Raw genomic sequence first — 26,436 nt, forward strand, 5'->3', positions numbered from 1 at the left:
CTCCGAATACCATTGAGTACTATCCGGGAGACAGACGGCGGGTGCTAAGGTCCGTCGTCAAAAGGGAAACAGCCCTGACCTACAGCTAAGGTCCCCAAGTCACGTCTAAGTGGGAAAGCATGTGGAATTTCCAAAACAACCAGGAGGTTGGCTTAGAAGCAGCCATCCTTTAAAGAAAGCGTAACAGCTCACTGGTCTAAATAAGAGATTCTGCGGCGAAGATGTAACGGGGCTCAAGACGTGCACCGAAGCTTAGGGTGTGTAGCAATACACGCGGTAGCGGAGCGTTCCGTAAGCCGATGAAGCGATCTGGTAATGGGTCGTGGAGGTATCGGAAGTGCGAATGCAGACATGAGTAGCGATAAAGAGGGTGAGATGCCCTCTCGCCGAAAGCCCAAGGGTTCCTGCGCAAGGCTAATCCGCGCAGGGTAAGTCGGCCCCTAAGACGAGCCCGAAGGGGGTAGTCGATGGGAATCAGGTTAATATTCCTGAACCTGGAGGTGTGTGACGGATCTCGTAAGTTGTCAGTCCTTAACGGATTGGACTGGCTTCGAAGAGGTTCCAGGAAATAGCCCCTCCATTATAGACCGTACCCGAAACCGACACAGGTGGGCAGGTAGAGTATACCTAGGCGCTTGAGAGAAGTGTACTGAAGGAACTCGGCAAATTGCCTCCGTACCTTCGGAAGAAGGAGGCCCCATCTTAAGGCAACTTTTGATGGGGGGCACAGGCCAGGGGGTAGCGACTGTTTAGCAAAAACACAGGGCTCTGCTAAGTCGGCTTCAAGACGACGTATAGGGCCTGACGCCTGCCCGGTGCCTGAAGGTTAAGTGGAGGGGTGCAAGCTCCGAAATGAAGCCCAGGTAAACGGCGGCCGTAACTATAACGGTCCTAAGGTAGCGAAATTCCTTGTCGGGTAAGTTCCGACCTGCACGAATGGCGTAACGACTTCCCCACTGTCTCCAGTACATGCTCAGCGAAATTGAATTCTCCGTGAAGATGCGGAGTACCCGCGGTTAGACGGAAAGACCCCGTGCACCTTTACTGCAGCTTCAGAGTGGCATTAGGAAAGAACTGTGTAGCATAGGTGGGAGGCTTTGAAGCGACGGCGCCAGCTGTCGTGGAGCCATAGGTGAAATACCACCCTGTTGTTTTCTGATGTCTAACCTCGCACCGTTATCCGGTGCAGGGACCCTCTGTGGCGGGTAGTTTGACTGGGGCGGTCGCCTCCTAAAGAGTAACGGAGGCGCGCGATGGTGGGCTCAGGACGGTTGGAAACCGTCTGTTAGAGTGCAATGGCATAAGCCCGCCTGACTGCGAGACTGACAAGTCGAGCAGAGACGAAAGTCGGTCATAGTGATCCGGTGGTCCCTCGTGGAAGGGCCATCGCTCAACGGATAAAAGGTACGCCGGGGATAACAGGCTGATAACCCCCAAGAGCTCATATCGACGGGGTTGTTTGGCACCTCGATGTCGGCTCATCACATCCTGGGGCTGGAGCAGGTCCCAAGGGTTTGGCTGTTCGCCAATTAAAGTGGTACGTGAGCTGGGTTCAGAACGTCGCGAGACAGTTTGGTCCCTATCTGCCGTGGGCGTCGAAATTTGAGAGGAGTTGACCCTAGTACGAGAGGACCGGGTTGAACATACCTCTGGTGGACCTGTCATCGCGCCAGCGGTGCAGCAGGGTAGCTATGTATGGACGGGATAACCGCTGAAAGCATCTAAGCGGGAAGCCTCCCTCAAGATAAGATTTCATCGAGCCGTGGAAGACCACCACGTTGATAGGCCAGGTGTGGAAGTGCGGTAACGCATGGAGCTAACTGGTCCTAATTGCTCTTTTCGCGCTTTGAGAGTCCCGCCATCAATGACAGCACTGGGTGCTGGCCATTGATTGTGTGATAATCATTCGCAGCCCAAGATTACGGTCAGATTTGCTAACAACAAATCCAATGCACGGTATTGATTTTAAGAACCCGCATTTCGCTTTTTTGAGCGCCTGCTACATAGCTTGGTGACCATAGCGTCTGTGACCCACCCGATCCCATCCCGAACTCGGCCGTGAAACCAGTCTGCGCCGATGGTACTGTTGCTTAAGCACCGGAAGAGTAGGACGTCGCCAGGCTTTGCAGCAGGCGCTCGGAAAAGCACACGATATGCGGGATCTTCAACGAACCCATTTACTTTGTTGAAAACCGGTCGGAGCCGCAAGGCTCCGCAAGGCCGAACGGCCGCCGCGCCTTATTGGCGCGTTAGCCAAGCGAACGGATGTTCGCACCGGCGCTTGAGGCCAACCCAAGTTGTCGCGGGATGGAGCAGCCCGGTAGCTCGTCAGGCTCATAACCTGAAGGTCGTAGGTTCAAATCCTACTCCCGCAACCAACAAAACAACCCGCCTTTGTGCGGGTTTTTTTGTGTCTGCAACAAATCAGAGTTGCCGCGGGAGTGCCCAGTCAATCGGCGCGAGGCCTTTGCTTTCAAGAAAGGCATTTGCCTTGGAAAAATGCCTGCAGCCCAGAAACCCGTTGTGCGCCGAAAAAGGTGACGGGTGGGCAGCCTTCAGCACGAGGTGCTTCTGCGCGTCGACAAATTCTGCCTTGCGCTGCGCATAATTGCCCCAGAGCATGAACACGACAGGCGTTTCTTGCGCGTTGACGAGGCGCACTATTGCGTCCGTAAATCTCTCCCAGCCCTTGCCCTGATGCGAAGCAGGCTGCCCCTGCTCGACTGTCAGAACCGAGTTGAGCAGCAAGACCCCCTGTTGTGCCCAGTGCTCGAGAAACCCATGTGCCGGTGGTCGAATGCCAAGGTCGGATTCGATTTCCTTGTAGATGTTCACAAGGCTTGGCGGCGGGCGGACGCCCGGCTGCACGCTGAAGCACAGACCGTGCGCCTGTCCTTCGCCATGATAAGGATCCTGCCCGAGAATGACGACACGGACCTTGTCGAGCGGTGTCAGGTTGAGGGCCCGGAACCATTCGGATCCTTTAGGAAATACCCGCTTGCCAGCCTTCTTTTCCGCGACAAGAAATGCCCGCAGTGCACCCATATAGGCGCTTTCAAATTCTGGAAGGAGTGGAACTTTCCAGCTCGGCTCGAGGGCAATTGCGTCGGACATCATTAGTCATTCTCGTGGCGGTGCTCTCAAGTCAACCGCCTCCGTCATCGATCGTCTTTTCAGCACAACTGCCGGTAGATGGGGCGCGCATGGAGACGAACCGCATCGCCTCAGGTTGCTTTCGAGTCCATGGTGGAGCCTAAAGGCGGTGCGGGCAGGACCACGGCGCGCATGAACCGTACTCTGTCCGCGTGCACCGTAAATGTGGAGTAAGACTATGCGTGAACCCTTGCTTGCGAGCCTGCTCGCACTTTCGCTGACATCACCGGCCTTCGCGAGTCTGGATACTCAATCTGTAGCGGTAACGGCTACGACTGCGAGCCCATCACCCGCAGACGCCAAGGCGGCTGTTGCTGAAAAGATCAGGTCGGACTGGTCAAAATATGATGGTGGCGCAAAGGGGCATTTGACGCGACCGGAGCTCGCCAAATGGATGGCAGACCTGCGGGTTGCTGCTGGGCAGCCAGTTCCCGATACCGAATGGCAGAAGAAGGCCTTCGTGCAAACCGATACGAACAGTGACGCCAAAATTTCGCTGGAAGAACTGACAGCTTTTCTTGCGGGCGGCGCCTAGCGTTCGTTTGCGGCCAACTTGCATAGCGCACAGGGACAGGGGAATTCCTGTGCGCTCTTTTCAATTGAAGAAAATCCCTCCAAGGCTGTCGACCGACAAGAGGGAGAATGGCCTTGACCGACTTTGAAACAATCCGCGTCGACATCAGCGAAGGCATTTTGACGATTACCCTCCATCGACCGGACCGCATGAATGCGTTTACCGGCCAGATGATGAAGGACATGGTTGCCGCATTCGATATCGCGGATGCCGACGATGCCGTGCGTGCCGTGATCGTGACGGGTTCCGGCGATCGTGCCTTTTGTGCCGGCGCTGACCTGGGTTCGGGCAGTGCCACTTTCGATTACACCAAGCGCCCTGATCGACTGGAGCATGGTTCGCCGATCCAGCCCGATGGCAGCATCGATATGTCGCACCCCAGCGTACGTGACAGCGGTGGCCGTCTCACCCTGCGCATCTTCAACTGCAAGAAGCCCGTGATCGGTGCAATCAATGGTGCCGCCGTGGGGATCGGCGTGACCATGCAATTGCCGATGGACTTCCGTCTGGCGAGTGAAACGGCACGGTTCGGCTTCGTCTTTGCGCGTCGCGGCATCGTTCCAGAAGCCGCCTCAAGCTGGTTTCTCCCGCGGCTTGTCGGGATCAGCCAGGCACTTGACTGGTGTTATTCCGGTCGCGTTTTCGGCGCGGAAGAGGCCAAGCGCGGCGGCCTTGTCCGTTCGATCCACGCGCCGGAAGACCTTATCCCAGCGGCGCGTGCCCTTGCCAAGGAACTCACAGCCGACAGCGCGCCGGTCTCGATTGCGCTCACCAGGCAAATGATGTGGCGGATGCTTGGCGCGAGCCATCCCATGGAGGCGCACAAGCTTGACAGCCGTGCCATCTGGGTGCGGGGCCAGGGCGGCGATGCCAAGGAAGGCGTCACGTCGTTCCTCGAAAAACGCCCGGCCCAATATACCGACAGTGTGGCCGCCGATATGCCGCACTTTTCGCCCTGGATGGATGAGCCCGACTATCAATAGAGCTGTCGGGGACGCTGGAAGCGGATGACGATGAAAGGCCCGAAGTCCCTGCCCCTGGCGGCAGACCTTTATGGGGACCTGCTCGACACCACACCGGCCGAGCAGGTCGGATGGCGAGCCTATTGGCCCGGGCTTGCCATGACGATCATCGCTGCGTTGGCTGCTGCCTGGCTCTCGGATCATTATGGAGCGCCCAGAATGTTGATGGGCCTGCTGATCGGGCTTGCCTTCAATTTTGCCAATGCAGACGTGCGGCTTCATCCCGGGCTCGGTTTTGCATCCAAGACACTGCTGCGCTGGGGCATCGTTGTGACCGGGCTCCAGGTCACGGTCTGGCAAATCATCGATCTTGGTTGGGCGAGCTTTGCATGGATTGCAGCCATGGTCGCGCTCGTGACCGCCACGGGTGCCCTTGCGGCAAGGTCACTCCGGCTGGATGCCGGATTCGGCGTCCTGGCCGGCGGATCAGTAGCCATTTGCGGCGCATCTGCAGCCCTCGCCCTCTCGAGCGTTCTGGGTGAGCGACGGTCGAGCCAAGCGCAATTGACCCTTGTGCTGGTGACCATCTCCGCTGCAAGTGCGATTGCCATGTCGCTCTATCCTGTCCTGACGCACATCTTCGGACTGACGGATCGGCAGTCTGGCTGGCTTGTCGGCGGCTCAATCCACGATGTCGCGCAAGCGCTTGGTGCAGGCTATTCCATATCCGACGAGGCCGGAGAAACCGCGGCCATAGTCAAGCTGACGCGGGTGGCCCTGCTGGCTCCTGCGCTTGCTGTCGTGGCGCTGATCTTTCCGGCCGATGCCGGCCAAAAGCGTGCGCGCATCGAACTGCCCTGGTTTGTGGTCGGCTTCCTGGTTTTGGGCGCAATCAATTCATTCCTGCCGCTCCCGGCCGTTGCGGCGGGCTGGGCCAAGACCGCGACTCAGGCTTTGCTCCTGCTTGCTGTGACCGCAACGGGCATCCGATCTCCCATGCAGCTTCTGCTGAATCAGGGATGGCGAAGCGCCATTCCCGTTATAGCCGCAACCCTTGTCGCTTTTGCGCTTAGCCTTGCTGGGGCATGGATCATCGCATGACGGAACTCCCGGACTATTTCGAACGGATAGGATATACGGGTCAAAACGCGCCTAGCCTCGCAACCCTCGAAGGTGTCTTTCGTTCGCACATTGGCGCAATTCCGTTTGAGAATCTTGACGTGCAGCTTGGACGGCCAGTGTCTCTCGATCTTGCTGCTATTCGCAAAAAGCTGATTGCTGAACGCCGCGGCGGCTGGTGTTTCGAGCAGAACGGCTTGTTGGGCTGGGCCCTTGCGCAGATGGGCTTCACAGTGCGCAGGGTCTCCGGAGGAGTGCTTCGCAGCATGAACGGCGATGCGGCGCTTGGGAATCACCTTGCGCTGATCGTGACAATTGATCGCCCCTATCTGGTGGACGCTGGATTCGGAGGCAGCCTTGCAGCGCCTATTCCGCTCGCGGAAGGGAGCCACGATCATGAGCCCTTCAAGCTGACATTGACGAAACTTGACGGCGGCTTCTGGCGGTTTGAAGAGCAACTAGGAGATGCGCCTTTCAATTTCGATTTCCGCGATGAGCCTGCCGATGAAGATCTGTTCGCGCGCCAATGTGCGTGGCTGCAGACTGACCCGGGTTCACCCTTCGTCAACAATCTCGTCGCCCAGCGCCGGGTCGGTGCGTTGCATCGTGTGTTGCGGGGAAGGGTTTTTTCGACAGCGGGTCCGGAAGGGCAGACCAGCCAAGTGCTGGATGATGCAGATGCTCTTGTTTCCGTTCTGCGAGACCACTTTGCCCTGAATGTTCCGGAAATCACCCAACTTTGGCCGGCCATCTGTGCCCGGCATCAGGAAGTTACAGCCTCCCGGTCGTAAATCGCGCGTCATAGACTGTGAAAAGGGATGTGATAACAGTCGTTGACATTCACATCACAATGTGAATAATCGGGGTCATGTCTACACAACTGATCGAAAAAGTCCGCAAGCTTGTCACTGAAGGTGGCATGTCGCGGTCTGGCTTGGCCCGTGCGGCAGGCCTTCATGCCAACACCTTGCGTGACCTGGAAGAGGCGCATTGGAATCCGACAGCCGAAACGCTGCGCAAGCTTGAGACCTTCCTCTTTTCAAGCAATGACGGGCCAAGCCTGGTGCCGATCGAAGAGATCATCGAAGAAGCGCGCAACGGGCGCATGTTCATTCTCGTCGATGATGAAGATCGCGAGAATGAGGGCGATCTGATCATCCCCGCTCAGATGGCAACGCCAGATGCAATCAATTTCATGGCGATGCACGGTCGCGGACTGATCTGCCTGACGCTCACAAAGTCGCGTATTGACCAACTCGGTCTTGAGTTGATGAGCAGGGCCAATGGCACCCGGCATGAGACAGCCTTTACAACTTCGATTGAAGCCCGCGAGGGAGTCACGACGGGCATTTCGGCTGCCGATCGAGCACGCACAGTGTCGGTTGCAATCGATGCCTCAAAGGGCCGGGACGACATCGTCACGCCGGGCCATGTTTTCCCGCTGATCGCGCGTGACGGCGGCGTGCTTGTCCGCGCAGGGCACACGGAAGCTGCCGTCGATATTTCGAGACTGGCAGGCCTCAATCCTTCAGGCGTGATCTGCGAGATCATGAAGGACGACGGCACTATGGCGCGAATGGATGATCTTGTTCCCTTCGCCAGGTTGCACAATCTGAAAATGGGTACGATCCGCGATCTCATCGAATACAGGATGCGCCACGATCACCTTGTTGAACGGGCGAGCGAGAGCAGCTTTGTCTCCGATTATGGAGGTGACTGGCGGGCCATGACCTATCGCAACAAGGTCGATGGGTCGACAAATGTGGTGCTCCAGAAGGGACATGTCGTACCGGAAGAGCCGACGCTGGTCAGGATGCATTCCATCTCGATCTTTTCGGATGTTCTGGGTCTTGCCGGACCGCGCAAACGGACCTTGCAACGCGCCATGTCGGAAATCGGGCGTCATGGTTCGGGCGTGATTGTGATTCTCATGCCGAACGATTCGCAGAAACTGCAGAATGAAATCGGCGGCAGCCGGCCTGAAGGTGGCGACTTGCGCGACTATGGCATTGGAGCGCAAATTCTTGCGGACCTCGGGGTTCACGAGATGATCCTCCTTACCAATGCACATCGCAACGTTGTGGGCCTGGAAGGCTATGGCTTGCAGGTAGTGGGCGAACGTGCAATTCCCATGAGTGATTGATCCGTGCATCGCGGATCCGGCGCCGAAGCTCGCCGGGTTCAACGCTATAGCCAGTCGATGCGGAGCCCTGAAGGCGGGCGATTGTTTTGGGAGGGGCCGAGATGCTTGATGTCTTGATCAAGGGCGGAAGCCTCATTGATGGCCTTGGCGGCGACGCACGTCGTGCGGACTTAGGCATCAAGGATGGTCGCATTGCCGAGATTGCTTCAGCAATTTCGACGCCCGCGAAAGAGACGGTTGATGCAACCGGGGCAATCGTTACGCCCGGCTTTATCGATGTGCATACGCATTATGATGGGCAGGTCTGCTGGGATGACCAGCTGGATCCATCTGCCGGGCACGGCGTCACGACAGTCGTGATGGGCAATTGCGGGGTTGGCTTTGCGCCATCACCTCCCGGCGGCGAGCTCGAACTGATCGAGGTGATGGAAGGCGTCGAAGATATTCCCGGCACCGCTCTTTATGAAGGCGTGCCCTGGGGCGCATGGGAGAGCTTTCCTGAATATATGGATTATCTCGATACCCGCAGATACGCGCTCGATATCAGTGCACAGATTCCGCATGCGGCCCTTCGCAACTATGTGATGGGTGAACGCGGCCGGGCGAACGATCCCGCAACGCCCGAGGACATGTCGAAGATGGCTGCACTTGTGGAGGACGCGCTCAAGGCAGGAGCGATAGGCTTTTCCACGTCGAGGACGATCGGACATCGGACGATGTCGGGTGACCCCATTCCCGGGACCTATGCAGCGGACGAGGAAGTTCTGGAGCTCGCGGCAGCAATGCGCCGGGCAGGTCGGGGTGTATTTGAGCTGATCCCGGGCGGCACAGTCGGCGATCTTGCGGTGCTGGGTTGGGAGCACACGACTCTCGAGCAGGAAGTCGCCCTGATGGACAAGGTGTCGCATGTCAGCCAGCGGCCCGTGACCTTCACTTTGGTCCAGAACGCCGATCATCGTTCAGCCTGGCGTGATGTGTTGAGCCAGATTGAGCAGTGCAATGCGAACGGCGCCCGGCTTTATCCGCAGGTGGCGTCACGTCCGATTGGCCTGGTGACCAATATCCAGACCTACCACATGTTTCAGCGGCGCGAGACTTATATGAAGCTGGCGCACTTGCCGCTGCCAGAACGTCTGGCTGAAATGCGCAAGCCGGATGTTCGTTCGGCCATTCTGGCGGATCGCGATATCTCTTCCGGCAAGGCCGGCATGATGGCCAACGCAAACACCATTTTCAGGCGGGCAGCTCCCAATCTGTACGAACTGGATCTGCCGATCGACTATGAGCCGACCAGCGACAAGCGCTTTGGCGAGCGTGCCAAGGCTACAGGCCAGACGGTCGAAGAATTCATGTATGACTTCCTGATTGGCAATGACGGCCGGAATTTCGCAATTCAGCTGGGAGCGAACTACTATAACGGCAATTTCGACGTGATCCGCGAAATGCTCCTTCATCCGGACACGATCACCGGGCTAAGCGATGCGGGCGCACATGTGAACCTTATCTTTGACGGCGTCGCGCCGACCTACCAGATGATCCACTGGGCACGCGATCGCACACGCGGCGAGGGGCTTCCGCTCGAATTCATCATTGCCAAACAGACCAAGCGAAATGCCGACCTCTACGGCATGAACGACCGGGGATCGCTGGAAGTCGGCAAGCGTGCAGATATCAATGTGATCGATTTTGAGCGGCTCAGCCTTGGCGAACTCGAAGTAAGGAGTGACCTCCCCGCAGGTGGCACGCGCATTCTACAACCGGCCTCAGGCTATCTGGCGACCTTTGTGAACGGTGTGCAGACGCGCAAGGACGATCTCGACACCGGAGCGCGTCCGGGTCGCCTGATGCGGAGCTGACACAGTTCGGTGAGCGATCATCAGCATTCCCCGCCCGTGCATGTTGCGACCACTGCGATGTAAACACGGGGGAATACCCGAAAATAGGAAACTCTGCGACGAGAGGCCCGCATAACCAGGCCCTCTCAGCCGGGTCGGGGCAGAACAGGCCACTAGGACCTTGCTCTGCCCCCATTACGTCAGAAGTCCATTGCCGGCATCTGAGCTGGCTTTTCATCTTTCGGCAGTTCGGCCACAAGCGCTTCCGTCGTGATAAGCAGCGAAGCGACCGAGGCCGCATCCTGAAGTGCGGTGCGCACCACCTTGGCCGGGTCGATCACGCCTGCCTTCACAAGGTCTTCATATTCGCCAGTGGCGGCGTTGAAGCCCCAAGCATAGACATCGCTTTCGAGCAGCTTGCCAATGATGAATGCGCCGTCCTCGCCCGCATTGTCCACGATCTGACGCGCTGGCGCACGAAGGGCGCGACGCACGATGTCGACACCCGACTGTTGGTCGTCATTGTCCGCCTTGAGGCCATCAAGCGCCTTGAGGGCGCGCAGCAGCGCGATGCCGCCGCCCGGCAAGATGCCTTCTTCAACCGCGGCACGGGTCGCATGCAGCGCATCGTCAACACGGTCTTTGCGCTCCTTCACTTCGACCTCTGTCGCACCACCCACGCGGATGACCGCGACACCGCCCGCCAGCTTGGCGACGCGTTCCTGCAGCTTTTCGCGGTCGTAGTCGCTTGTCGTGGTTTCAATCTGTGCGCGGATCTGCTGGATGCGCGCGTCGATCTCTGACCGGTTGCCGACACCATCGACGATGGTCGTGTTATCCTTGTCGATAATGACCTTCTTGGCGCGGCCGAGCATGCCGAGTGTGACATTTTCCAGCTTGGTGCCGAGCTCTTCACTCACCACATTGCCCGCGGTCAGGATCGCAATATCTTCCAGCATGGCCTTGCGGCGATCACCAAAGCCCGGTGCCTTAACGGCTGCAACCTTGAGGCCGCCACGCAGCTTGTTGACCACGAGTGTGGCAAGGGCTTCCCCTTCGACATCCTCTGCGATGATCAGCAATGGCCGGTTGGATTGCACGACCTGTTCCAGAACCGGGAGTAGCGCCTGCAAATTGGCGAGCTTCTTCTCGTGAATCAGGATGTAGGGATCGTCAAGTTCAACCTTGAGCTTCTCGGCGTTGGTCACAAAATAGGGCGAGAGATAACCACGGTCGAACTGCATGCCTTCGACGGTTTCGAGTTCGGTCTCGAGGCTCTTGGCTTCCTCAACTGTGATCACCCCTTCGTTGCCTACCTTTGCCATGGCCTCGGCAAGAATGCGGCCGACAGTTTCGTCGCCATTGGCCGAGATTGTCGCCACTTGAGCAATTTCGCTGTTTGCCGAAACCTTCTTGGCGTGATCTCCCAGATCCTTGACCACAGCACTCACGGCAAGGTCGATGCCACGTTTAAGGTCCATCGGGTTCATGCCGGCAGCAACTGCTTTGGCGCCTTCACGCACGATGGCTTGGGCAAGAACCGTGGCGGTCGTCGTGCCGTCACCGGCCTTGTCGTTTTGCTTGCTGGCAACCTCGCGCAGCATCTGCGCACCCATGTTCTCGAACTTGTCCTTGAGTTCGATCTCCTTGGCGACTGTCACGCCATCCTTTGTGATGCGTGGCGCACCGAAGCTCTTTTCGATCACCACATTGCGGCCCTTGGGGCCAAGTGTAACCTTTACTGCATTCGCAAGTGTGTCGACGCCCCTCAAGATCCGGTCACGAGCGTCCGACGAAAACTTAACTTCCTTTGCAGCCATTTTTGTCTGCCTCCTTTCTCTTCCTTCAAAATGAATTGAAGATCGGGTTTACTTTTACGCCGCCTTCTTGAGCTCGGCGATCGATACGATGATGCCCAGGATGTCGCTCTCCTTCATGATGAGCAAATCCTCGCCATCTATCCGCACATCTGTGCCGGACCATTTGCCGAAAAGGATATGATCGCCCGGCTTCACGGCGAGTTCGACAAGTTTCCCGGACTCGTCGCGAGCGCCCGGGCCAACTGCGATTACCTCGCCCTCCTGGGGCTTTTCCTTCGCTGTATCCGGAATGATAATGCCGCCTGCGGTCTTCTCGTCCGCTTCGATGCGGCGAACCAGCACACGATCGTGCAAGGGGCGGAAATGCATGCATGACCTCCTTTTGCAAATACATGATGATCAGAACGCCACCTTCGTGTCCGAAGGAGACGGGGCAGGAATTAGGTGGAGACCGGACCGTTTCAAGAGGCGGCAGAATTTTTTTTGGCACTCCTTGCTTAAGACTTCCAGGCGGCCTTGGAGGCAGTTTCCCTGCTCTTGACGCCAGGCCTGCTTCGCACAAAATTGTTGCTGCAGATTGCGCCGCTGTGCGTGACACGCGACCCGTCAGAAAGGAGGATATCCCAATGTCGCAGTCTTTCTCACGCTACCTCCACCCGTTCGAAGCCGTGCACCACCCCTTGCTGGAGCCCGAGGTCAAGCAAGCCATTCTGGCCGCATGGGCTTCTGGTCGAAACGGGGGCGAAGTCCATCGCGGCAGGCGTCGATCCCGGGACATACATGAGCAGGCGCTGGCGAAAGAAACCGCATCTCGGTTGCGATCTCGAAAAGGTCGGTCGGGTCAGCGTGTTATGCAATGACGGACAAGGCCTTTCTCATTCAACTGAGCGGTTATGGGCTGACGACTGCTGAGATTTATTATTTCATGCCAGACCATCCTTCACTGGTGCAGCTTTATGCATGGCAGGACTATGACGCCGCGCCCGACTTCCCTGTGCTTTTCGATTTTCTGGATCACTGGCGGCGCGAGATTGAAGCAAGAATTCAATCGGTGCGCATCGCGCACGACAGAATGATCCGTCCGGCGGAATGGCGTTCGGCCGACGGCTTGATTTCGTGGGATTAGCGTGCCTGAAAAATGAAGGTTGGTTCGCCGCCAGCGGACTTTTGCGTCACTGCCGATCATTCGAATCGTTCAGGAACATGTCCTGATTTTCCGCGAGTGCGAGCGACCAGGAAGTGGCGGACATCATGGGCTGGTCGTCTGATCGGGTTGCCAGCATCTGGCGGGTTTATGTTGACCAGCCCCATATCATTGTGGCAATCGGCCAGCGGACCGCGAGTTCACTGTAAAACACAGTGTAACATTCGGTCTCTGGTCTTGAAAGGCGTCCGATAAGTTACGCTTTTTCAATCACATGCGGGTGTAGCTCAATGGTAGAGCAGAAGCCTTCCAAGCTTACGACGAGGGTTCGATTCCCTTCACCCGCTCCAGACCTTTCATCCAATACTGACGATTTGCCTCTAGGACGGGCGGCATGATCGAGCGCGACCTGTCCGAAACCGCCTCCCGCCCACCTTCAGCCGTCAGCACGGGCGTCGGCATTGCGGGCCTGGCGGGTCTTGCGGTCTGGATGGCGGTTGCAATCGTCTTTCAGTTCGAAGGTCCCTATGCGGCCCTGGTCAATGTCGCGTCATGCGGCATTCCCATGGTCCTCTGGTCTTTGCTGATCGACAAGGTGCATCGCAGCCCCACGACCGGGATCGACTGGGCTGTCCATCGACACCGTCCTGAGGACCTGACAGACATATCCGTGACGAAGCTGGTCGGACTTTGGGCCACCTGGGCGATGATCGCTGGAGTTTATTGCATTTTCCGGTTTTACTGGAGTGGCGACTATGTGTTCGCCATGCACCTGTTCGCCACAGCAGCCATTCCTTTGCTCTTGGCTTCGGTGCCATATGTCTTTTGGCTCGACCGGAGGCTGGTGGAACCGCGCGACGGGGTCTGGCATCTGGGAGCCATGCTGCGGATGAAGCCCGGGGTTTCGCCTGACGAGATTTGGTCTCACTTGCGGGCATGGGCTGTGAAGGCCTTTTTCCTGGCCTTCATGATCTCGATTATCCCCGGCAGTTATCGCAGCGTGGTGGCGGCGGACTTCAACCGGATCCAGGTCGACACGGTTGCGCTCGCGCAATGGCTGATCGGGTTCATGTTCGTGATCGACATTGCTTTCGCCACGGTTGGCTATCTCCTGACGATGCGGCCACTTGACGCCCATATCCGGTCGGCGACGCCCTATGCGTCAGGCTGGGCTGCAGCCTTGATCTGCTACCCTCCATTCATCCTTATGAATTCGGGTGGTCCGCTGGATTATCGGCTGGGCGCGCAGGATTGGCATTATTGGCTTCAGGCCCATCCGACTCTGCTTGTCGTGACGGGATTTGTCCTTGTCGCGCTCACGGCATTCTATGCCTGGGCGACTGTTGCGTTCGGCCTGAGATTTTCGAACCTGACACACCGCGGCATTCTGACGCACGGGCCCTATGCGTTGACCAAGCACCCGGCCTATCTCTCGAAGAACCTGTTCTGGTGGATTGCAGGGCTTCCGTTTCTGGTCACGACGGACAATGTCGTCGATGCAATCCGCAACACGACGCTACTCGCTGCTGTGAGCGGCGTCTATTACTGGCGCGCCAAGACCGAGGAATGGCATCTCTCCGCCGATCCGGCGTACCGCGCTTATGCAGCCTGGATGGCGCGGCATGGGCCGATTACGCGCCTGCTGACACCGGCAAATCTGCGGAACGGCAAGCGCCCGGAAGCGCCTGCCGTCTCGTCAGCAGACTAGTTCAACCGGCCTTTTCGAACGCGACTGAAATCCTTAGCGCAACATCGTCGCCAACAAGCGGAATGCCCGTACCCATGCTCCAGTCGCTCCGCTTGATCGCGGTGGTGGCTGAAAAGCCGACAGTTTCCCGCTTGCTGAAGGGATTCATTCCGGCTCCGGTGAATTTCGCATCGAGCGTGACAGGCTTGGTGATGCCCTTCAGGGTCAACGTCCCGGCAATCTTTGCGGTGGTTCCGTCAACGGTCACGCTGGTCGAAACGAACTTGGCCGTCGCAAAACGATTGACGTCGAAAAAGTCCGCTGATTTCAGGTGTTCGGTCAATTTGGCGTTGGCCGTGAACAATTCCCCGACCGGTATGTCGATGCTGACTGTGCTGGCATTGGGCTTTGCCGGATCAAGTTTCAGAGTTCCGGTCGGGCTGCCGAACACTCCGAAATAGTCGGTGAAGCCGAAATGGTTGATCGTCCATCCGATCAGGGTGTGGGTCGGCTCGACCGCATAGGTTCCAGCGGTGATGCGTGAGGGGTCAAGCTTGCCGGGGGCTTCCTTTGGCATCTGGGCCATCAACGGAACTGCGAGCAGCAGCGGCAGGGCGAACAAGGTCTTTTTCACTTGGGGGTACTCCTGACAACGAAAAGGGATGGCACCAATTTCGGTGCCACCCCTCCTCAAGTCAATAAACCAAATCTAGTGCGGCAAGGATCAGTTCTTGGCCTTGTCCACCAGCTTGTTCTTCGCGATCCACGGCATCATGGCGCGCAACTCGCTGCCGACCTTTTCGATCGGGTGGGCAGCGGCGGCCTTGCGGCTGGCCTTGAGTTCCGGCTGGCCGGCCCGGTTGTCGAGCACGAAGTTCTTCACGAAGCGACCCGACTGGATGTCGGCAAGAACGCGCTTCATTTCCGCCTTGGTTTCCGGCGTGATGATCCGCGGGCCCGTCGTGATGTCGCCATATTCGGCCGTGTTCGAGATCGAATAGCGCATGTTGGCAATGCCGCCTTCATAAAGCAGGTCAACGATCAGCTTCGTTTCATGTAGGCACTCGAAATAGGCCATTTCGGGCGCGTAGCCGGCTTCGACCAGGGTTTCGAAGCCTGCCTGGATGAGGTGCGTAATCCCGCCGCAAAGGACGGCCTGTTCGCCAAACAGGTCGGTTTCGCACTCTTCCTTGAAGTTGGTCTCGATGATGCCGGAACGGCCGCCGCCCACGCCGGACGCATAGGCAAGGCCGACATCATGGGCATTCCCGCTTGCATCCTGATGGACAGCAATCAGGCAGGGAACGCCGCCACCGCGCTGATATTCGCTCCGGACGGTGTGGCCCGGGCCCTTGGGTGCGATCATGATCACGTCAAGGTCGGCGCGTGGCTCGATCAGACCGAAGTGGATATTCAGGCCGTGTGCAAAGGCGAGGCAGGCGCCTTGCTTCATATTGGCGTGCAGGTCTTCGGCATAGATCGCGGCCTGATGCTCGTCCGGCGCCAGCACCATGATGATGTCAGCCCATTTTGCGGCCTCGGCGTTCGAGAGAACCTTGAAACCGGCATCCTCTGCCTTTTTCGCGGTTGCCGAGCCCGGGCGCAAGGCAATGGCGACGTCTTTCACGCCCGAATCGCGCAAATTCTGGGCATGAGCATGGCCTTGGCTGCCATAGCCGACGATGGCGATCTTCTTGTTTTCAATCAGCTTGAGATCGGCATCGCGATCATAATAGACACGCATTCTTTTCTTCCCTCGTTACGTCGCCCCTGCGGAGGCAGGGGCCAAATTGGAGTTCTGCGCCGCAGCGGCTTCTGCCTTTGCTGCAGCGACGTTCAGCTCAAACCGCCTCTTTCCCGCGCGCCATTGCCACAACGCCGGTGCGGGCGACTTCGACCAGCCCGATCTCGCGCATCAGTTCGATGAAACGGTCGATCTTGGTCGAAGCCCCTGTCACTTCGAAAACGAAGCTGGCAATTGTCGTGTCGACCACATTGGCACGGAAGACTTCCGCCAGCCGCAGCGCCTCGATGCGGTGATCGCCAATACCGGCAACCTTGACCAGCGCCAGTTCACGTTCGACATGATCGCCCAGAACGGTGAGATCGGTAACTTTGTGGACGGGTACCATCCGGTCGAGCTGGGCGGCCACTTGCTCGATCACGGCGGGTGTCCCGCTTGTGACGATCGTGATGCGACTGATCGAATCGTCTTCGGTGATGTCGGCGACCGTGAGGCTTTCGATATTATAGCCGCGTGCCGTGAACATGCCTGCGATCCGGGCAAGCACGCCGGGTTCGTTGGACACGGTGACAGAGAGCGTGTGACGCTCCTTCGGACCTTCCTTGATATGCATCACACCAGTGCCTTCGCTTCATCGGACATTTCGCCGGACACTTTTTCGTCGCCGAGGATCATGTCGGTATGCGCAGCCCCTGACGGGATCATCGGGAAGCAATTGGCGAGCTTTGCCACCATGCAATCGACGATGACAGGGCCGTCATGATCAAGCATGGCCTTGATTCCGGCCTCCAGATCGTCCGGATCCTCGATCCGGATGCCCTTCCAGCCATAGGCCTCTGCAAGCTTCACAAAGTCGGGCAGTGAATCGGAATAGCTTTCGGAATAGCGGCTCGAATAGGTCAGTTCCTGCCACTGGCGGACCATGCCCATATACTCATTGTTCAGGATGAAGATCTTGACCGGCAGCCGGTATTGGGTGGCCGTTCCCAGTTCCTGGATGTTCATCTGGATCGATGCTTCGCCGGCGATGTCGATGACGAGGGCCTTGGGATTTCCAAGTTGTGCCCCGATGGCGGCCGGCAGACCATAGCCCATCGTGCCGAGCCCGCCCGATGTCAGCCACTTGTTGGGGCTCTCGAAATCGAAATGCTGCGCTGCCCACATCTGGTGCTGGCCGACTTCGGTCGTGATGATCGGCGCCTTCCTGTGCGTGGCTTCACACAGTTTGCGAATCGCATCCTGCGGCATGATGACGTCTTTAGACGGTGCATAGGAGAGCGACTTTTTCGCCCGCCAGCCATCGATGCGCTTCCACCAGGCAGAGAGGTCCTGCTTCTGGTGCTGACGTCCCTTCCAGATCTTGACCATGTCCTCGATCACGCGGCCTACGTCGCCGACAATCCCGACATCGACCGGAACAACCTTGTTGATCGAACTGCGATCAATATCGACATGGATCTTGCGTGCCTTGGGCGCAAAGGCATCGAGCCTGCCCGTCACCCGATCATCAAAACGCGCGCCGAGGCAAACGATAAGGTCCGCCTGGTTCATGGCCCAATTGGCTTCGTAGGTGCCGTGCATGCCGAGCATGCCCAACCATTGCTCGTTGGACGCCGGGAACGCGCCGAGCCCCATGAGGGTCGACGTGACCGGGGCACCTGTGATCCGGGCAAGTTCACGAAGAACCTGGCTTGCACCTGGCCCAGAATTGATGACCCCGCCGCCGGTATAGAGAATCGGGCGTTCGGCCGCTGCGAGCATTTCAACGGCGGTCTCGATCGCCTTGATATCGCCCTTGGTCTGCGGCTTGTAACTTGGATGGTTGATTGGGCCGGGCTTGGCATAGCGCGCCGAGGCGACCTGAACGTCCTTCGGGATGTCGACGACAACCGGGCCGGGACGACCTGAGGTCGCAATGTGAAACGCCTCGTGAATGACATGGCCGAGTGTCTCCGGCGACTTCACGAGATAATTATGCTTGGTGCAATGCCGCGTGATGCCCACCGTGTCCGCTTCCTGAAAGGCATCGGAGCCAATCAGGTGCGTTGCGACCTGGCCGGTGATGACTACCATTGGAATGGAATCCATCAGGGCGTCGGTGATGCCCGTAACCGCATTGGTCGCGCCGGGCCCCGATGTGACAAGGACGACACCGGGCTTCCCGGTCGAGCGGGCATAGCCTTCGGCGGCATGGGTTGCGGCCTGTTCGTGCCGCACGAGGATGTGGCGGATCCGCTTCTGCTTGAACAGGGCATCGTAGATCGGGAGGACGGCCCCGCCCGGATAGCCGAAAATGACCTCCACACCGAGATCGCTCAGCGCCTCGATGAGGATATCAGCTCCTGACAGTTCCTTGGCCATTGGACTCGCTTTCTAAAAACTGGCTCATTTCCGAGGTCGAAGCGCTGTTGCACTGCAACAGAAAGAGCGCAAGCGCCGCCCGCTAATGATAACAAACTAATCTGTCAACGCCATATGTTGTAATTTTATTGCTAAATCATCAATATTATCATCGTCTAATTGCGCATCAATCCTAAGCCAGTCGGTGGGGGCCTGATTCCGGAACCAGGTGTATTGCCGCTTTGCATATTGCCGGGTGGCCATCTTTGCGTCTTCGATGCTGCGTTCGGCGTGTTCCGGATTGGCAAGCATCGCAGCAATCTCGCGAACGCCGATCGCGCGCATGACGGGAAGGTCCGGATCCAGCCCCCTCCTCAACAGGGCGGCCACTTCGTCCTTGCCGCCGGATGCAAGCATTGCGTCGAAACGCGCGTCGCAACGCTGGAACAGCCACTCGCGCGGTGGCAGCAGGACCAGTGGCGTCAGGCGCACCATGTCCCGGATTCCGCCTGTCCGCATCTCTTGCCATTGCGAGAGAGGCTTTCCGGTCGATCGAACCACCTCAAGAGCACGGGCCACACGGGCGGTGTCGTTAGCGGACAGCCTTTGAGCAGCGGCCGGATCTTCCTGCGCCAGTGCTGCATGCGCATCTCCGACGGCCAGGGCGCGAATGGACTTGCGTATATTCGGATCAATCTCTGCAACCGGAGCAATGCCGTCGAGAAGAGTGCGCACATAAAGGCCGGTGCCACCGACAAGCACTGGAATCCGCCAGCTTGCGTGCGATCGTGCGATGGCTGCACGCGCATCGGCTGCCCAGGCGGCCGCCGAATAGCCCTGCGCGCCATCGACATGCCCGAACAATCTGTGTGGTGCACGGCGCAGGTCTTCAGAAGAGGGGCGGGCAGAAACGATATTAAGGTCCCGATAGACCTGACTCGCGTCGGCATTTATCACCGTGATCGGCAGCGATCTTGACAGCGCCAGCGCGAGCGACGACTTGCCGCTCGCTGTCGGTCCAACAATCAGGATCAGCGGCGGTTTTTCTGGATTGGAATTCATGTTCACAGCCTCTCTTATCGCGGCAGATGCCTTGAATGAAGCCGCTGTTTTGGCGCTTGCAGAAAGACTTGCCGCTGCGGATGCAGAGATCCTCGACAGGCAGTGGCTTGAAGCTGGCACGGCATGCGATTTGCACTTCGCCGGCGACGCCGGCGCCGTGCGCGGAGCGCTGGAGGGAGCAATCGACGGCGTTGACGTGATCGTCCAGAAGACGGCCGAACGCCGTCGGCGACTGATCATTGCCGATATGGATTCGACGATGATCACGGTGGAATGCATTGACGAGCTTGCCGATTATGCCGGGATCAAACCTCAAATCGCTGAAGTGACCGAACGCGCAATGCGGGGCGAACTCGATTTTGAGGAAGCCCTGAGGAGTCGCGTCTCACTTTTGAAAGGGCTGCCCGAGTCCGTGATCGAGCAATGCCTGGCAGAGCGCGTCATCATCATGCCGGGAGCAAAGACTTTGGTGCGCACTATCCGTGCCCACGGGGGGCATGCAATCCTTGTCTCGGGGGGCTTCACGCGATTCGCAGACCCTGTGGGTGCACAGATTGGCTTTGATCGGGTTGTGGCGAACCGGCTTGGCGTCAGCGATGGTCATCTGGACGGGACCGTTGAGGAGCCAATAGTCGGCGCAGCAACCAAAAGGGAAACGCTGCTGTCAGCGCTGGCTGATCGAGGCTGGGGCCAAAGCGATGCGCTTGCCGTCGGGGATGGGGCCAATGACATCCCGATGATTGAAGCCGCAGGACTTGGCGTCGCCTATCATGCCAAACCCAAGACGCGAGCAGCGGCGTCGGCCGGAGTTGCCAATGGCGATTTGACGACGATCCTTTATGCGATGGGCTATCCGCGCGCTCAATGGGCGGACTGATCACGCGTCAAGGAGCGACCGGAAAGCAGGCCTGCCCAGCTGCTTTGGCTTTGGCGCATACCGATATCGCCGCTGCCTTTGATCCGATTGGTCCGGCCCGCAAGCGAGTGAACGGACCGGCTTTTTCATAACTCGGCTGGAGACCGGACAAAGCCCCGATGCGACTCTTCAAAGCCGTCCATTGCGCCTTGGCCAGCGCTTCGCTGTCCAGTGCGCCTAACTGAACGCGCCAGCTTCCGCCAGAGCCAGGCGCCGCTTTGGCGATGGCAGGGGCGAGACTGGGGAGCGGGTTGACTGACCTGGTTGGCTTAGCCGCAGGTGCAGGCTCTGCAACGCGGGTTGCACCGGGGTTTTCCATCTTGCGCGCGAGTGCCAATCCCTGCTGCCGCTGATCAAGAGGAATATATTTGTCCATCTGTGCGAGGCTTGTGGTTGCGGAGGTCAGGCCAGCCGCTGCCGCGCGCGTCATCAGCGCATAGGCGCGAGGCCAATCCTTCTGCCCAAAGTCGCCATTGAAAAGAGCGGTGCCCACGAGATATTGGGCGCGCGGTTCGCCTCTCGCTGCAGATTTCTGAAGGTAGGGATAGGCTTTCTGCCGATCGCCATATTGGAAGAGTATGATGCCGTAATTGTCTTCGGCCTGGATGTTGCCCTGTTGCGCCGCCTTCAGGAACCAGTCTCCCGCCTGCTTGGGATCAGCGGGCACGCCGCGACCGAGTTTGTAGGCCTGGCCCATGTTAAATTGCGCTTCTGCATTGCCGTTGATCGCGGGCTGGCGCCACTCCTTGACGGCGGTGGCATAGTCTCCCCGATTCCACGCATCCGTTCCCGCCTTGACGTCAGCCAATGCCGGCCCAGCTAGAAGCAATGTGACCACTCCGCACAATAACCACCGCAATCCCCGCATCCATTTTACTCCTACGCCTGAATTTGAGCCACCTTTCGCGAGGTGGCCCTGCTCTCGCATTAGCACAAATTCGGCGGTCCTAAATCCGGAAAAATTTGGTGGTGCGTCGGGGGCGAATGTTAACCTAATCTTAGCCATCCGCGTGCGAATTACTGCGAGATTATTGCAACTCGGGGAATTTTCATGCGCGTATTGGCGTTGGCATCGCAAAAGGGCGGATCCGGCAAGACCACCTTGTCCGGACATCTCGCAGTCCAGGCTGAGCGAGCAGGAGCGGGCCCGGTCGTCCTGATCGACATCGATCCGCAAGGTTCGCTGGCAGACTGGTGGAATGAACGCGAAACCGAGCTTCCGGCCTTTGCCCAGACGACTGTTGCTCGTTTGTCGAGCGATCTGGAGATGCTCAGGCAACAGGGCTTCAAACTGGCTGTCATCGATACCCCGCCCGCAATCACGATGGCCATCCAGAGCGTTATTGCGGTTGCCGAACTCATCGTCGTCCCGACTCGGCCGAGTCCGCATGACCTTCGCGCCGTCGGTGCCACGGTCGATCTTTGCGATCGGGCCGGCAAGCCGCTCATCTTTGTGGTCAATGGTGCCACACCCAAGGCCAAGATCACCTATGAAGCCGCGGTTGCGCTCTCGCAGCATGGCACCGTCGCTCCGGTTACGCTTCACCACCGCACTGACTATGCAGCATCGATGATCGACGGCCGGACTGTCATGGAAGTCGATCCGAAGGGCCGCTCCGCAGCCGAGATCGAAGAGCTGTGGCGTTATGTTGCCGATCGGCTTGAAAAGAATTTCCGGCGGACAGTGTTCGCCGCCCCCAACCAATCTCCGGCTGCCTATCAGGCTCGCACAAGTGCTGCTGCCGGGGGCTTTGGTCGTCGTGGAGTTACACAATGAACCGGGAAGCCAGATCCATGAACGAAGCAAAGCCCTTCGCCTCGCTGTCATCGACGCTGCTTGCCCGAAAGGGGCAGGCGAAGCCCGCGATGCGTCCGCAGGGCTTCCACATGACGCACGATGCATCATTCCAGATCGATCCCTTCCAGCCGCAGGATCAGGATGATCTTGGCTGGAACGACATGGGGCATGATGTCGCGCCAGTTGTCCTGCATCCGACCGTACAGTCCGAGCCAGTGCCCGCGACGCCTGTCGTCGTCCGTCAGCAGCGGGAACTTGAAGAGGAGTTCTCCGCTGCAATGGCGCCGGCATCCGCGCCATGGGCGGAACCGAAACCGCGCGCACGCCCGGGCTCCAATGGAAAGTCGGCCTTCACATTGCGCCTCGATGGCGAACGCCATTTGCGGCTGCGCCTCGTCTGTGCGGTCGAGCACCGCTCTGCCCAGCAGATCGTGACGCAGGCGCTTGATGAATTCCTCGATCGCCAGCCCGACAATTCGGCACTGGCAGGCAGGTCAGCCAAGTGAACCCATAAAAAACAAGGCGGAGACGAAAGATGAAAAAAATTGGGATGTTGAAAATAGCGGCATCGTCGCTCATTCTCGGAACGGCCATTACACCGGTCAGTGCATCGAACTATGGTCATGAGACGTCCGGGCCGCAAAAGGCTGCCGCTCAAGCTGCGCAGCAGGCCACGAAGCTTCTGGCCAAGCGCAAGTTCGCAGATGCTGTCGAAAAGGCCGAAGTGGCCGTTGCTGCCATGCCGAATGTTGCCGAATATCGGGCATTGCTTGGCCAGGCCTATCTCTCTTCGGGTCGTTTCCAATCCGCAGAAACAACGCTGGGTGATGCGGTTTCGCTTGATCCTGCCAACGCGCGCGCGGGTCTGAACCTTGCCTTGGCGCAGATTGCCAATGCCCGCAGCGATCGCGCACTGGCGACGCTTGACGTCTATCGTGACCGGTTGTCCCCCACTGATTTCGGACTTGCCCTTGCCCTTGCCGGTGATCTGGCGGGCGCGACGAGCGTCCTGGAAGGCGCTGTCCGGGCACCGGAGGCCGATGCCAGAACGCGCCAGAATCTGGCGCTCGCCTATGCCCTTTCCAATCGTTGGCGCGAAGCCCGCATCATGGCTGCGCAGGATCTTTCCGGCGACGCTTTGTATGGCCGCATGACGGAATGGGCTGCCCTCGCCATGCCATCCTCGGCATCGCAGCAAGTGGCCGGTCTTTTGAAGGTTACACCGTCGGCAGACCCCGGCCAACCCGAACAGCTTGCCCTTGCCCGTGGGTCTGACACACAGGTTGCTCTGGCGGCACCCGCACCTGTCAAGGCAGAGGTCCCCGTCGCTGCGACCAGCGATGAACCCGCCCCCGTTTTCGAAGTTGCTGAGGTGCCTGCTCCCGCTGTCGCTGTTGCAGAATCGACCCCAGCGCCTGCATCAATCCCGACAGCTGCACCTGCTGCAAGCGAGACGGTCGTGGCCAAGCCCGCTCCGCTTATCCGGGCGGCTTCGAATCCGATCAAGCAGGTTGTTGTGCCTGCAAGCAATTCGGCGCCGGCGCGCCCTGCGCAGGCGTTTCATCCAGCCCAGAGCGGCAATTACGTTGTTCAGCTGGGCGCGTTCTCCAGCGCATCGCGCAGCGAAGTCGCCTGGCGCGGCGCTGTCGGTCGTTATCACGACCTCAACAGCTACACGGCGGCAACTGCGCGGGTGCAAGTCAACAACGCCACACTGTATCGACTTTCGGTTTCCGGCTTCACGTCGCGTGCCGTTGCAGGCCAGGTCTGTGCGCGAATCAAGGCTGCTGGCGGAGACTGTTTCGTCCGTGCCGCGGCGGGCGATACGCCGCTGCAATGGGCATCGAACGGCGGCGGAATGCGCATCGCGTCGCGCAGATAGCCGGCTTCAGACGCTTCAAGAAGGGTGGTCAGCCGAGAGGCCGGCCACCCTTTATCGTTTTGAGGACCTTGCCCTGTGTGGGCAGCATGTCGAACGGCGTATTACCCGCCTGACCCGCAAATCGTGACCCGTCGATGATCCATGGCGCGTCCGGATCGAACAGCATGAGGTCGGCGGCGGCACCTTCTCCAAGCGAGCCGCCCTCGACACCGATGATCCGTGCCGGATTGGCAGAGAGCATCGCCATCAGCCGGGGCAAGTCGATCAGGCCGTCGCGTACCAGCCCCAACCCGAGCGCCAGCAAGGTTTCAGCGCCTGCCATTCCTGGCTCTGCATCGGCAAAGGGCAGCCTCTTGGCTTCAGGGCCGCGTGGATCATGCGCCGAACACAGGACATCAATCGTGCCGTCTGCAATGGCTTCGAGGCAAGCCTGACGATCTGCCTCGCTGCGCAGGGGTGGGGAGAGCCGCGCAAAGGTCCGGAAATCCGTAACCGCAATGTCTGACAGGAACACATGCGCGGGCGTGATCCCGCAGGTCACACGATGCCCTTGGGTCTTGGCTGCGCGGATCAGGGCCAATCCTCGTGCCGTTGTGACCTGACGGAAGTGGATTGCAGCGCCGGTTTCCTCGACCAGCGCAAGATCGCGCGCAATCGCCATGGCCTCCGCACGCGCAGGGGCGCTTGGCAGCCCCAGCCTGCTTGCCGTTTCGCCCGAAGTTGCCACGGCATTGCGCACCAGCCCTTCATCCTCGGCATGCGCAATGACAGTCAGGCCCTGCGATGCGGCATAGGCCAACACGCGGTGCATGACGCCTGAATCCGCCACCTGGCTGCGTCCCGTCGCCACGGCGCGTGCGCCGGCGCGCACCATCAGCGCATATTCCGCCAGTTCACGCCCTTCGAGCCTGCGGGTCGCAGCAGCCAACGGATGCACCCAGAGGTCCGGCTTGGCCGCCAGCGCGGACCGCTGCACCAATCCTGGATCGTCGAGGGGCGGCGAAAGATCGGGCATCAGCGCCACACGCGTGATTCCGCCCGCGATGCAGGCGGCCTTGTCGACCGAAAAGACACCCAGATCGACAATACCGGGGGCAAGGTGCGCGCCCTTTGCATCGATCGTTTCGGCGCCGTCAGGAGCCTTCGCGGCAATCCGGTCCTTGGAAACAGCCAGGCTCCCGGTCTTTATGCCCCCGACGGGATCGACCAGGATCGCGTTTGCGATGGTAAGGCCGCCGTTCATGCTGCAACCCCCCGACGACCGCGTGTCAGCACGTCAAGGCAGGCCATCCGGACCGCGACCCCCATTTCGACCTGTTCGGCAATAACCGAGCGATTGACGTCGTCTGCCACATTGCTCGCAATCTCCACGCCGCGGTTCATCGGGCCGGGGTGCATGACAAGCGCGTCGGGCTTGGCACGCTTCAGCCGCTCATAGGTCAGGCCGTACAGCGCATGATATTCGCGCGGGGAGGGGACGAAAGCACCGTCCATCCGTTCGTTCTGCAAGCGCAACATCATCACGACATCGGCACTGGAAATCCCTTCGTCCATATCGGTGAAACGCGCTGCGCCCATGGCTTCGATTGCGTCCGGGATCAGTGTTGCAGGCCCCACGACCCGAACCTCGGCTGCCAGCGCCGTGAGGGCAAGAATGTTCGATCGGGCAACCCTGCTGTGCAGCACATCGCCGCAGATGGCGACGGTGAGTCCGGCGATGCTGCCCTTGTGGCGGCGGATTGTCAGTGCATCGAGCAGGGCCTGCGTCGGATGCTCGTGGCGGCCGTCTCCCGCATTGAGAACGGGACAGTCCACCTTGTCTGCAATCAGTGCGACCGCACCCGAACTGCCGTGGCGGATCACGATCACGTCGGACCGCATGGCGTTCAGCGTGATCGCCGTATCGATCAGCGTCTCGCCCTTCTTCACACTCGATTGCGCGGCATGCATGTTCACGACGTCCGCGCCCAGTCGCTTTCCTGCAATCTCGAAGCTCAGGAGCGTGCGGGTAGAATTCTCGAAAAAGGCATTGATCTGCGTCAGCCCGGCCAGCCGGCCATCATGTTTGGCCGCCCGCCGGTTGACGGCGACCCAATGTTCGGCCTCATCGAGCAGATAGGAAATTTCGTGCGGCTGCAAGCCAGCGATCCCGAGCAAGTGCCGGTGCGGAAAGTTTGATGGCGATGTCATTAAAGCGCCGTCTTAGCGAGGGCGAGCGCCGAGGGCAAGGCAGGACGAAAGCGCTACGAATCTCTCG

Annotated in this window: 23 protein-coding genes, 2 tRNA genes and 2 rRNA genes (1 of these 27 running past the window's edge); 16 read left to right on the forward strand and 11 right to left on the reverse strand. The window is 59.1% G+C overall.

Annotated elements, in window-relative coordinates; genetic code table 11:
- The 3 genes from K0O24_RS06775 to K0O24_RS06785 form a co-directional block, all read left to right on the forward strand.
- Nucleotides 1-1,849 (forward strand): 23S ribosomal RNA (locus K0O24_RS06775); it begins 944 nt to the left of the window's first position.
- A 158-nt stretch (nucleotides 1,850-2,007) separates the two neighbouring features.
- Nucleotides 2,008-2,122 (forward strand): 5S ribosomal RNA (gene rrf / locus K0O24_RS06780).
- A gap of 179 nt (nucleotides 2,123-2,301) precedes the next feature.
- A tRNA-Met gene (locus K0O24_RS06785) sits at nucleotides 2,302-2,378 on the forward strand.
- A gap of 46 nt (nucleotides 2,379-2,424) precedes the next feature.
- Here K0O24_RS06785 and ung read toward each other — a convergent pair.
- A complete protein-coding gene (gene ung, locus K0O24_RS06790; protein WP_219895511.1) occupies nucleotides 2,425-3,114 on the reverse strand; it encodes a uracil-DNA glycosylase in 690 nt (229 codons plus the stop codon).
- Between the two features lie 217 nt (nucleotides 3,115-3,331).
- Here ung and K0O24_RS06795 point away from each other — a divergent pair, with 217 nt between their 5' ends.
- The 6 genes from K0O24_RS06795 (at nucleotide 3,332) to K0O24_RS06820 (ending at nucleotide 9,807) form a co-directional block, all read left to right on the forward strand.
- Nucleotides 3,332-3,688 carry an EF-hand domain-containing protein gene (locus K0O24_RS06795; RefSeq protein ID WP_219895103.1) on the forward strand — a complete coding sequence of 119 codons (357 nt, stop codon included), beginning with the start codon at nucleotides 3,332-3,334 and terminating at the stop codon, nucleotides 3,686-3,688.
- Between the two features lie 107 nt (nucleotides 3,689-3,795).
- A complete protein-coding gene (locus K0O24_RS06800) occupies nucleotides 3,796-4,710 on the forward strand; it encodes a crotonase/enoyl-CoA hydratase family protein (RefSeq protein ID WP_219895104.1) in 915 nt (304 codons plus the stop codon).
- A gap of 24 nt (nucleotides 4,711-4,734) precedes the next feature.
- Entirely contained in the window at nucleotides 4,735-5,790 is a 1,056-nt protein-coding gene (locus K0O24_RS06805) for a YeiH family protein (RefSeq protein ID WP_219895105.1), read from the forward strand.
- On the forward strand, nucleotides 5,787-6,599 hold the full coding sequence (locus K0O24_RS06810) for an arylamine N-acetyltransferase family protein (protein WP_219895106.1): 813 nt from the start codon (nucleotides 5,787-5,789) through the stop codon (nucleotides 6,597-6,599). Before K0O24_RS06805 ends, K0O24_RS06810 begins: the two co-directional genes overlap by 4 nt.
- A gap of 77 nt (nucleotides 6,600-6,676) precedes the next feature.
- Nucleotides 6,677-7,951 (forward strand): 3,4-dihydroxy-2-butanone-4-phosphate synthase, encoded by a 1,275-nt coding sequence (ribB, locus tag K0O24_RS06815; protein ID WP_219895107.1) that lies wholly within the window; start codon nucleotides 6,677-6,679, stop codon nucleotides 7,949-7,951.
- Between the two features lie 101 nt (nucleotides 7,952-8,052).
- Nucleotides 8,053-9,807: an N-acyl-D-amino-acid deacylase family protein gene (locus K0O24_RS06820; protein WP_219895108.1), complete on the forward strand. Its 1,755-nt coding sequence runs from the start codon at nucleotides 8,053-8,055 to the stop codon at nucleotides 9,805-9,807.
- A gap of 179 nt (nucleotides 9,808-9,986) precedes the next feature.
- On the opposite strand, the gene groL is transcribed toward K0O24_RS06820, so the two are convergent.
- Nucleotides 9,987-11,606, reverse strand: a complete 1,620-nt coding sequence (gene groL / locus K0O24_RS06825; protein WP_219895109.1) for a chaperonin GroEL — start codon at nucleotides 11,604-11,606, stop codon at nucleotides 9,987-9,989.
- A 54-nt stretch (nucleotides 11,607-11,660) separates the two neighbouring features.
- A complete protein-coding gene (groES, locus tag K0O24_RS06830) occupies nucleotides 11,661-11,975 on the reverse strand; it encodes a co-chaperone GroES (RefSeq protein ID WP_219895110.1) in 315 nt (104 codons plus the stop codon).
- A 487-nt stretch (nucleotides 11,976-12,462) separates the two neighbouring features.
- On the opposite strand from groES, the gene K0O24_RS06835 reads away from it, so the two are divergent.
- The 3 genes from K0O24_RS06835 (at nucleotide 12,463) to K0O24_RS06845 (ending at nucleotide 14,458) form a co-directional block, all read left to right on the forward strand.
- Entirely contained in the window at nucleotides 12,463-12,732 is a 270-nt protein-coding gene (locus K0O24_RS06835; protein ID WP_219895111.1) for an usg protein, read from the forward strand.
- Nucleotides 12,733-13,026: 294 nt separating this feature from the next.
- Nucleotides 13,027-13,100: transfer RNA gene (locus K0O24_RS06840), tRNA-Gly, on the forward strand.
- Nucleotides 13,101-13,144: 44 nt separating this feature from the next.
- A complete protein-coding gene (locus K0O24_RS06845; protein WP_246611158.1) occupies nucleotides 13,145-14,458 on the forward strand; it encodes a methyltransferase family protein in 1,314 nt (437 codons plus the stop codon).
- 1 nt (nucleotide 14,459) lies between these two features.
- Here the strand turns inward: K0O24_RS06845 and K0O24_RS06850 are convergent, their stop codons facing one another.
- The 5 genes from K0O24_RS06850 to miaA form a co-directional block, all read right to left on the reverse strand.
- Nucleotides 14,460-15,071 (reverse strand): YceI family protein, encoded by a 612-nt coding sequence (locus tag K0O24_RS06850; protein WP_246611159.1) that lies wholly within the window; start codon nucleotides 15,069-15,071, stop codon nucleotides 14,460-14,462.
- Between the two features lie 90 nt (nucleotides 15,072-15,161).
- A complete protein-coding gene (gene ilvC, locus K0O24_RS06855) occupies nucleotides 15,162-16,181 on the reverse strand; it encodes a ketol-acid reductoisomerase (RefSeq protein ID WP_219895112.1) in 1,020 nt (339 codons plus the stop codon).
- Between the two features lie 97 nt (nucleotides 16,182-16,278).
- The gene (ilvN, locus tag K0O24_RS06860; protein ID WP_219895113.1) at nucleotides 16,279-16,794 is read right to left on the reverse strand and encodes an acetolactate synthase small subunit; all 516 of its coding nucleotides are present in this window, start codon (nucleotides 16,792-16,794) and stop codon (nucleotides 16,279-16,281) included.
- The gene (locus K0O24_RS06865; RefSeq protein WP_219895114.1) at nucleotides 16,794-18,542 is read right to left on the reverse strand and encodes an acetolactate synthase 3 large subunit; all 1,749 of its coding nucleotides are present in this window, start codon (nucleotides 18,540-18,542) and stop codon (nucleotides 16,794-16,796) included. The genes ilvN and K0O24_RS06865 overlap by 1 nt, the downstream gene beginning before the upstream one ends.
- A gap of 96 nt (nucleotides 18,543-18,638) precedes the next feature.
- Nucleotides 18,639-19,583, reverse strand: a complete 945-nt coding sequence (miaA, locus tag K0O24_RS06870) for a tRNA (adenosine(37)-N6)-dimethylallyltransferase MiaA (protein WP_219895115.1) — start codon at nucleotides 19,581-19,583, stop codon at nucleotides 18,639-18,641.
- Between miaA and serB the strand changes: the two genes are divergently transcribed.
- The gene (serB, locus tag K0O24_RS06875; protein ID WP_219895116.1) at nucleotides 19,582-20,460 is read left to right on the forward strand and encodes a phosphoserine phosphatase SerB; all 879 of its coding nucleotides are present in this window, start codon (nucleotides 19,582-19,584) and stop codon (nucleotides 20,458-20,460) included. The genes miaA and serB overlap by 2 nt on opposite strands.
- A 7-nt stretch (nucleotides 20,461-20,467) precedes the next feature.
- Here serB and K0O24_RS06880 read toward each other — a convergent pair whose 3' ends face one another.
- Entirely contained in the window at nucleotides 20,468-21,307 is an 840-nt protein-coding gene (locus K0O24_RS06880; RefSeq protein ID WP_425514773.1) for an SPOR domain-containing protein, read from the reverse strand.
- A 243-nt stretch (nucleotides 21,308-21,550) separates the two neighbouring features.
- On the opposite strand from K0O24_RS06880, the gene K0O24_RS06885 reads away from it, so the two are divergent.
- The 3 genes from K0O24_RS06885 to K0O24_RS06895 are packed head-to-tail and all read left to right on the forward strand — an operon-like array spanning nucleotide 21,551 to nucleotide 24,179.
- A complete protein-coding gene (locus K0O24_RS06885) occupies nucleotides 21,551-22,276 on the forward strand; it encodes a ParA family protein (RefSeq protein WP_219895118.1) in 726 nt (241 codons plus the stop codon).
- Nucleotides 22,273-22,803 carry a hypothetical protein gene (locus tag K0O24_RS06890; protein ID WP_343211266.1) on the forward strand — a complete coding sequence of 177 codons (531 nt, stop codon included), beginning with the start codon at nucleotides 22,273-22,275 and terminating at the stop codon, nucleotides 22,801-22,803. The genes K0O24_RS06885 and K0O24_RS06890 overlap by 4 nt, the downstream gene beginning before the upstream one ends.
- Before the next feature lie 29 nt (nucleotides 22,804-22,832).
- Entirely contained in the window at nucleotides 22,833-24,179 is a 1,347-nt protein-coding gene (locus K0O24_RS06895; RefSeq protein WP_219895119.1) for an SPOR domain-containing protein, read from the forward strand.
- Nucleotides 24,180-24,207: 28 nt separating this feature from the next.
- On the opposite strand, the gene K0O24_RS06900 is transcribed toward K0O24_RS06895, so the two are convergent.
- Nucleotides 24,208-25,422 carry a dihydroorotase gene (locus tag K0O24_RS06900; protein WP_219895120.1) on the reverse strand — a complete coding sequence of 405 codons (1,215 nt, stop codon included), beginning with the start codon at nucleotides 25,420-25,422 and terminating at the stop codon, nucleotides 24,208-24,210.
- Entirely contained in the window at nucleotides 25,419-26,369 is a 951-nt protein-coding gene (locus tag K0O24_RS06905; protein ID WP_219895121.1) for an aspartate carbamoyltransferase catalytic subunit, read from the reverse strand. The genes K0O24_RS06900 and K0O24_RS06905 overlap by 4 nt, the downstream gene beginning before the upstream one ends.
- Nucleotides 26,370-26,436 lie beyond the last annotated feature (67 nt).

Source organism: Aquisediminimonas profunda (genome assembly GCF_019443285.1).
Lineage (GTDB): Bacteria > Pseudomonadota > Alphaproteobacteria > Sphingomonadales > Sphingomonadaceae > Aquisediminimonas > Aquisediminimonas profunda.